5 protein-coding genes and 2 pseudogenes are annotated in these 7,789 nt (G+C 65.9%); 1 reads left to right on the top strand and 6 read right to left on the bottom strand.

Annotation, left to right across the window (positions count from 1 at the left end; translation table 11 throughout):
* From AB0D12_RS35320 to AB0D12_RS35310, 3 genes are all read right to left on the bottom strand, one after another.
* The coding region (locus AB0D12_RS35320; protein WP_362692371.1) for a hypothetical protein at positions 1-223 on the bottom strand (223 nt) is incomplete at its 3' end.
* A 12-nt stretch (positions 224-235) separates the two neighbouring features.
* On the bottom strand, positions 236-2,824 hold the full coding sequence (locus AB0D12_RS35315) for a Pls/PosA family non-ribosomal peptide synthetase (RefSeq protein WP_362692368.1): 2,589 nt from the start codon (positions 2,822-2,824) through the stop codon (positions 236-238).
* Between the two features lie 767 nt (positions 2,825-3,591).
* Positions 3,592-3,888 (bottom strand): hypothetical protein, encoded by a 297-nt coding sequence (locus AB0D12_RS35310; protein ID WP_362692365.1) that lies wholly within the window; start codon positions 3,886-3,888, stop codon positions 3,592-3,594.
* A 75-nt stretch (positions 3,889-3,963) separates the two neighbouring features.
* Here AB0D12_RS35310 and AB0D12_RS35305 point away from each other — a divergent pair.
* Positions 3,964-4,392: pseudogene (locus tag AB0D12_RS35305) on the top strand (FUSC family protein); the annotation flags it as partial.
* Between the two features lie 87 nt (positions 4,393-4,479).
* Here the strand turns inward: AB0D12_RS35305 and AB0D12_RS35300 are convergent.
* The 3 genes and pseudogenes from AB0D12_RS35300 to AB0D12_RS35290 form a co-directional block, all read right to left on the bottom strand.
* A pseudogene (locus AB0D12_RS35300) lies at positions 4,480-4,554 on the bottom strand (TetR/AcrR family transcriptional regulator); the annotation flags it as partial.
* The gene (locus AB0D12_RS35295) at positions 4,539-4,781 is read right to left on the bottom strand and encodes a hypothetical protein (RefSeq protein WP_362692380.1); all 243 of its coding nucleotides are present in this window, start codon (positions 4,779-4,781) and stop codon (positions 4,539-4,541) included. The gene AB0D12_RS35295 and the pseudogene AB0D12_RS35300, both read right to left, overlap by 16 nt.
* A 159-nt stretch (positions 4,782-4,940) precedes the next feature.
* On the bottom strand, positions 4,941-6,497 hold the full coding sequence (locus tag AB0D12_RS35290; protein ID WP_362692362.1) for a M4 family metallopeptidase: 1,557 nt from the start codon (positions 6,495-6,497) through the stop codon (positions 4,941-4,943).
* Positions 6,498-7,789: the final 1,292 nt, after the last annotated feature.

Genomic DNA, 7,789 nt, shown 5'->3' with positions numbered 1-7,789 from the left:
CGGCGAGCACCTTGGCGTGCGCGGCCAGCAGCACCGAACTGAGCGGCACCCCCAGCTCCTCCACCAGCCGGCACAACGCTCCCACGACGTCGTCCTGGATCGCCGCCTCGTACTCGACGACGCCCGTCACCGGATTGAGCGTCCACCGCGGGATCTCGGTGAATCCACCGGCGACAAGCACACCGCGCCAGAACTCGCGGTCGGCTTCCACTTGCACTCCCATGGTCTTCGCCCTTCACTCACCGTGGCCATGTAGTTCAGCCAGTTGAGCGCGCTGACCGAGATGGTCCTGCTGCCCCTGCCGCACGAGTGCCTCAGGCTGATAGTGGTCTCGCATCTCCGTGGCTGGGTTTCCCCCCCACCGCGAGTGCTGGGGCATTTCCTCGCCTTTCATGAGAAAGGAGTCGGGAGCGAGGACTGCGGCGTCGCCCATGGTCACGCCGTAGTGGACGTGGGCGCCGACACCGAGGGTGCAGCCGACACCGATCGTGCTGCGGTCGGATTTGAAGGTGCCGTCCTCCTGCGAATGGCACTGGATTTTGCTCCCCGCGTTGAGGGTGCAGTCGTTCCCGATGGTGGTGAGCGTCCGCTCCGTCAGATAGCAGCCGTCGTCGAATACCCTGCTGCCGAGCCGGACACCCAGCATTCGCCAGATCACGTTCTTGAACGGTGTGCCGTTGAAGACGTTGAGGTATTCATCAGGCACCTTCCAAAGGCGCTCGTGCCACCAGAAATACGGTTCGTAGATGGAGCACAACTGCGGCCGCAGCGCGCGGAATGCCGCGATGCCACGCTCCACCAGTACGAAGTAGACAGCGGTGAACCCCAGGGTGAGGGCCAGGGACGCGGCGATAATCACCTGCCCGAAAACACCGTACAGATCGACGGTCGCGAGGCCGAACACCGTGAGCACGAAGAAATGCAGCCACCGCACGAACAGGAAGAATCCCATCGTGCGGATGTTGTAGCGGTTCTTTGCGGCGAGATTGCGGCGTTTCTCGTCCCCGGTCCGGAGATGGTCGAACCGGCTGTCGCGTTCCACCGACCGGGGAATCTCGAAGCACGGCGATCCGAGCAGGCCCACCCCCTCGCGGACCTCACCGTCGAGCGGAATCATCACCTTCGTCGCGAGGAGACAGTTCTCGCCCGTCCTGGCCCCCGAGGGAAAGGCAATGTTGTTCCCAAGGAAGTTGTGTGGTCCGATCGACGCTCGGGATACGAGGAAGGACGTGCTCGAGAAGTCGGCATTGACGATGGAGAGCCCGTCGGCGATCATCGTTCCGCTGCCGACAGAGCTCAGATACGGCGTCTCATGCTGCACTTCCGTGCCGAAGTTCGACCCGGTCTGCTCGACATGGGACAAGTCGTATCCGAGGCCGCGCAAATAGTGGACGATGTAGGAGCTGTCGCCGAAGAGCCATTTGAAGAACTTTACGTTGGTCATGCGCGTGATCGCCCGGTGGGCCGAGTAATGGAGGCCATACAGCGGATAGACCTTGTCCGGCTCGATCACCAGGTTCAGCAGGCGCGGAACGGTGAACATCATGGCGAGGCCCACGACGACGAAGCCGAGGAACAGCACGAGGGAAAGGGCCAGCGCGTCGATGTAGAGCCTCGGCGACGTGAACCCCACCGTGCCCGGGCCCAGCAGGTTACCCACCGCCGGAACCTCGGTCACCAGCATGTACGCGCCCCCGACGGTCAGTGGCACGTACAGGAAGAACAGCTGGAGCACGCTGAGGAGGCCGAAGCCGGCCCGGCGCAATGTGCTGCAATCCGCCGGCGCGATTCTCACGTAGTCAAAGTCCGTGCGCTGTGCCGGGGATCCGTGCCACCGCTGGCCGTCCGGGACCACCTGGCCGCTTTGCAGCGCGGACGTGTGACCGAGCTGCGCCCCGTCGCCCATCGACGTGTCGATGTCGAGCACGGTCTTCTCGCCGATGAACACGTCTCGGCCGAGGGTGACCCGGCCTGTCTGGATACGGCCGGCGTGCGCCCGGTAGCAGAGGAAAAACGAGTCTTTGCGGATTACCGTGCCGGCGCCGATCGTGAGCAGGTCGGTACAGACCGGAACGGTGTGGGAGAGGATCGTGACGCCCTTTCCGATCCGCGCGCCGAGGGCACGCAGGTACAGCACGTACAGCGGATTGCCGATGAAGAGAATCATCGGATTGGCGTGGACCAGCGCCTTGACGGTCCAGAAGCGCAGATAGGTCAGACCCCAGACCGGGAACTCGCGGGGCTTCCAGCGACCGATGAGGATCCATTTGGCCACGATCGGCAATGTGCACAGGCCGATGAAGGCGGAGCCGCCGAAAAGGACCGACCGCACGTAGATGCCGCGCAAACCGGAGCCGGCCGAGACCCACTCGTAGCCTCGGGCGGTGACAAGTCCCGCGAGGAAGCAGTACCCGAGGAAAATCAGGAACTGCAGTATTCCGCAGAGGACGTACTGCAGCGTGCCGGCAGGTGTCACCACCTCGGTCGACGCCGGGACCGACGACTCAACAGGGGTGGGCGAGGCTTCCGCGAGCGCCGTCGCCAGACCACGGATCGTTGGGTACCGGTAGATATCCTTCATCGAGGCTGATGGCAGGTCCGTCCGCTTCCTGACTCGGGCGCAGAAATGTGCCATGACCAACGAGTTGGCGCCGAGGTCATCAAAGAAGTGGCTGTCGACTGACACCTGTTCGACGCACACGACGTCAGCCAGCACCTCGGCGAGGTCTCTTTCGATGCCGGTCTTCGGGCCGGTGTACCTGCGCTTGGGGATTGCAGATTCATCCGGCCCGGGCGTCAGGACTTCGACGGATTTCTCCTCCATGCGAGCTCCTTGAGGCATTTTCGACCACCATCGGTCATTACGGTCGGCACCCTGTCCTCGCGCTTGCCGATGGCCGGAGCGAGTAATCCGGAAGCCACGACGTCGTGACCTCTTGTCCGGTTACAAAACCGTGCCCTCAGTCTCCGCCGTTCACCGTCGGGTTGCCACTCGAACTCGACCGCGTCGGCGCGGCAGCGGCTCTCGACGACGCCACAGGTTCTAGGCGCCGGACGCTTGGAGGAAGCCCTGATCTCGCCGTTGTAGGGGCCGCGGTCGCCCAGCCGTCGTGCTCACGGGTCTTACTGCATGCGAGTGGCCTGCGCCTGAAGGGAGCCGCGCTGGGGGCGTGCAACAGCCACCAAACGAAGTTCCTCTGACACCGAGAAGGTATTCCGCACCGCTAACCAGCTCAACAGGAAATTGCATATCAAGATAGCCTTAAAGTCCGAGCGGTGCAGCGGTTAATGAACCAGCGGCCGCCCGTCACACCACCCAAACAGAGGAAATGCCGCGTGGACCCGCGCGTTCTCCTGAACAAGAACCAATCCGCCCAATGGCTTGCCGGAGTTTCGTACTTCGGGCTCGGCTTCCGCTCTGTCCTGAGCCATCGATCTCTCCCGATCAGGAATAGCCGGCGTCCACGACCTTCCACACCCGGGTGGTGACGTGCAGATTCAGCCGGCTGTGGACATCTGCGAGGTCGCTGTACGCGTGGGCGAGGATTTCGTGGACGAAGCGCTGGTGCTCCAGCGCGGAGACTGATGTGGTCAGCGGACGTTCACGGCCGCACGGGTCCTCGTTGAGCTGCCGCCGCCCCTGCCGTGCAGCGCGAAGGCCCGGCCCCATTCCCGGCCCGGAACCGCGATCGGCCCTTCCTGTCCGCGCAGGTGCTGGAGCTGGTAGTCGAGATCGGAGGTGGGATGCGGCCATTCGGCGGGCGTGCGGACCAGGAGCTTGCCGAGGGTGAGGAAGCCCGCCTCGGCCCGGCAGGGACCGAGTGCGTTCACAGAGGTCAGTGCCAGCCGCAGAATGCCACTCTCGTCCAGGCCGTCGTTCATGATCATTTACAGCACGGACAGGCAGGCTGTGGAGGTTGGCCACGTGTCCCCGGCCCAGGTCTTCCGGTGAGACTGGTCAACCTCGGCTACCTGCTCGGCACGAGGCTCCTTCTGGGCCACGGCTACGCGTGCCGATCACCTCCGTCATGGTGATGCGGCCGGACTTCCACCAGACCTACGCCCGTGCCGTGGCCCGCTTCGCCGGCACCCTGGTGGGCGTCGCACTGGCCATCGCAGTGGTGCAGCCGGCCCACCCGGACGCGTACCTGTCCGGCGGGCTGGTCGTGGTCTCGGCCGCGCTGATGTACCTGCTGATGCGCACCGTGTACGCGGCGGCGGTGGTCCGCGGCTACGCCGATCCTGAAGGGCAGCGCCGGGCGGACGTCCGGCAGGCGCTGCTCGCCAGCCGCAGGGCGAACGCCGCGTGGGGCGAAGCCCGCGCAAGCGGCGCGGGATGTGCGCGAACGGCAGAACCCGGGCTGGGACCGGGTCGAGGAGGCGCTCGACGCCCGGGCTGCTCCGGTCGCGCGACGTATAACGGAAAGCTCCGCGCACCAGCCGGGCCGGCTCGCCGACGCTCGCGACGGCGGCGCGCTTGTACTCCGCGGCGAACTTCTGGGACACGTTGCGCTCGAGGGCCGCGGCCTGGGCGCTGATCAGGTCGTACAGCACCGGGTGGGCCGCCGGCGACCTCGCGAGCGTGGCGCCACTTGGTCGCCGCGCTCGGACGGTGCCGCATCGGTGTCGACGACTGTCGTGAGCGCGTGGTCGAGCTGCTCCAGCCACTCGCGCAACGCGGCGTCAAGGAGTTCGAGCAGTACGGCCTCGCGGGACTCGAAGTAGCGCCGCACATTCGACTTCGCCAGACTGACGCGGCGGCTCAGCTCGTTGAGAGTCACTTGCGCCACGGGCCTCTCGGAGCCCGAGCGCGGGTCGTGATAGCCGTCCGTACGGTCGTCAAGGCTCGCGGGACTTCTTCACGGAGTACTCCGTGAAGAAGTCCCGCGAGGACCTGATGGACCTCAGGAACACCTGGTTCTACGGCAGGCGGAAGCCGGTTACTTCACGTTGACCGCGCCCCAGGCGGCGGCGACTGTCTTCGCCTCCGCGCCGTCTGCTCCGTACAGGTCGTTGGCTGCCTTCACGGTCGCCTCACGGGCGGCCTTGTAGTCGGTCGTCGAGGTCATGTACGTGGTGAGGGCCTTGTACCAGATCTTGTAGGCCTTCTCCCGGCCGATCCCGGTGACCGTCGAGCCGTCCGAGGTCGGGGAGTCGTAGTCGACCCCGTTGATCGTCTTCTTGCCGCTGCCCTCGGACAGCAGGTAGAAGAAGTGGTTCGCGATGCCGGAGGAGTGGTGGACGTCCGAGTCGCCGGCGCCGGCCTTCCACGCGTCCAGGGACTGCCCGTCCTTGCTGGGCTTGTCCATGTAACGCAGGGGCTTGCCGTCGCCGGCGATGTCGATCTCTTCGCCGATGAGGTAGTCGCCGACGTCCTTCTTGTTGTTGGCGAAGAACTCGACCGAGGTGCCGAAGATGTCGCTGGTCGCCTCGTTGAGCCCGCCCGACTCACCGCTGTACTCCAGCTTGGCGGTGCGGGAGGTGAGACCGTGGCTCATCTCGTGGCCCGCCACGTCGAGCTCGGTGAGGGACTTCTTGTCGCCCTCGCCGTCGCCGTACGTCATGCAGAAGCAGTCGTCGTCCCAGAAGGCGTTGACGTACGACTGGCCGTAGTGGACCCGGGAGTACGCGGCCTTGCCGTCGTCGGCGATGCCATTGCGGCCGAGCTCGGTCTTGTAGAAGTCCCAGGTCATGGCGGCGCCGTAGGCGGCGTCGACGCCGGCGGTCTGCCGGTCGTCGTTGGTGCCGCTGCCCCACTTGTCGTCGTCGTCAGTGAGCAGCTTGCCGGTGCCGCTCTGGCCCTGGTTCAGGTCGTAGGTCTTGTGGCCGCCGCGCTCGCCGTCGGTGAGCTCGAAGCCGGAGCCGCTCTTGGTGGTGGAGAGGGGGACTTCGCCGCTGTACTGGCTGGCGCCGGTGCCGGTCTCGACAGCTTCGTACTGGTGCAGCTTCTTGCCGGTTGTGGCGTCGGTGACGAGGTGCAGCTTGCTGGGCGTACCGTCCTTCTGCACACCGGTCTTGACCGTCTCGAAGGCGAGGACCGGCTTGCCGTTGCCCGCCCAGATCACCTTGCGGGCACCGGCCGCGGCCTTACGCCCCGCGTCGGTGGTCGCCACCGATATACGGGCGTCGTTCGCCTTGTCCACGCCCTTGAACTTGCCGTTCTTGGCGGTGTGCGTGACGAGGTCGCCGCCCAGGACGGGCAGTCCGTCGTACGTGCGCTCGTAGCGGGTGTGCACCGTGCCGTCCGCGTCCTTGATGACGTCACGGACGACCAGCTTCTCCTTGGCGCCGAGGCCGAGCGTGCCGGCGGCCGAAGTGGCGTCGGCCTGAGCGGACTTGATGGCGGCGTCGCGCGCGGAAACGCCCGTCGGGGCGGGGGTGGGGCCGTCCGCCCGGCCGGGGGCGCCGCTCGCGGATCCGGCCTGTACGCCGACGACGACCATGGCGGCCGTGGCCACGAGGGCAGCGGCGCGCCGGGTGTTCTTGTGGGGGGTCATGCGATCTCCATCGCTCGGTCTGTGGGGGGTTGATCAACAGCCGAGCGTGCCACCGGACGAACGAATTTGACGGAGTTTCGACAATTACCTCACAAATTTTTGACCAGTTCTTGTCCGACTGGGCGCCTCCGGTGTCCGTTATCCGGCGGACTCAAGCGACTTGTGCAACTCTCCGCAGCGGGAGCCGAGTTGGCGGTCATCGCGGGCGCGGCCTCGCGCGCGCCCGGCGTCGCAGGCGCCGGATCTTCCGAGCGATCCGAATGTGTCGGTCATGGGTATCGGCTGCAGAATTCAGGAGGGTGAGCGAAAGAAGGAAGCCTCGGTCTGAATTCAGCATGGTGTGAGCCCAGGAAACGTCAACTTTTTTGCAGGCAGCATCGGTTGCATGGCCCTGGACAAGAATGACAGCGCCCGGTTATGCCCTGAGTAACTGACTCATGCTGCTGCACGGGCGGGACGGCGAGCCGGCGAGGAGCGCATAGTCGTTCATCACGAAGTGGTCGATGGCCACGCGATCCTCCGATCTGTCAGGCGGCTGCCCGGACCGTGGTGCTGTGCAATTGGGGGGCGTCGTTGCGGCGGGGCGGAAAACGCGGTGGAGCGAATTCCAGAGCGTGCAGGAAAGGGGATCCGGGACCGTGTGACGTCGGACCCAGGTTTGGTGCGGGGGTGGAGCGTGCGGGGGCGGTGCCGCACGGCCTGCGTGGGGATCGCCCGGGGCCGCGAACGGTCGACTGCCGTCTCGCGGTACGAAACCTAGGCCGGGCACCAGCGGCCCGGAAGTGTACGTTCCATCCACTGGACGGCCATTCAGTGGATGTCCCGCACATGCGGAAAGGGTGCGTAAACGGTCCAGGTCGTCCGAAAAGGGCGGCCGTTCTGTGCCCGGCACCTTCTCCGGTGGCGTGGTCGGCCCGCGCGCAAGGCCACGGCCGGGACCGCGGCCCGGATGCGCGGATCCGATGCGGAGGCGGCTGCCGCCCGGGCCCGGCGCGGAGACCGCGGTCCGTTGCTGACTGGCGCAGGCGACGGTTCTTCCGCGAAGGGGAACGCCTTCGCCTCCACTGCGGGTTCGTGCCTGGCACACTCCGGCGTCGTCCGAGTGTGATTGCCGGAAAACAATCGTTGACGGCCGGACAACCGAACCCTATGGTTTGCGGCACGCGGTCGGCGGTGTGACGCAGCCACCGCGAGGAATCATGGATTGTTCGAGATCCATAGGTTCGCGACGCGCCAAGGCATAAGCGGAACCCGCAAAGCCACAGCGATTCGTCGACGGCCCCAGAGTTGCG

It is taken from the genome of Streptomyces sp. NPDC048479 (assembly GCF_040651435.1).
Taxonomy (GTDB): domain Bacteria; phylum Actinomycetota; class Actinomycetes; order Streptomycetales; family Streptomycetaceae; genus Streptomyces.
Note: the sequence above shows the minus strand (reverse complement) of the source record. Positions and strands in the feature narration are given on the sequence as shown.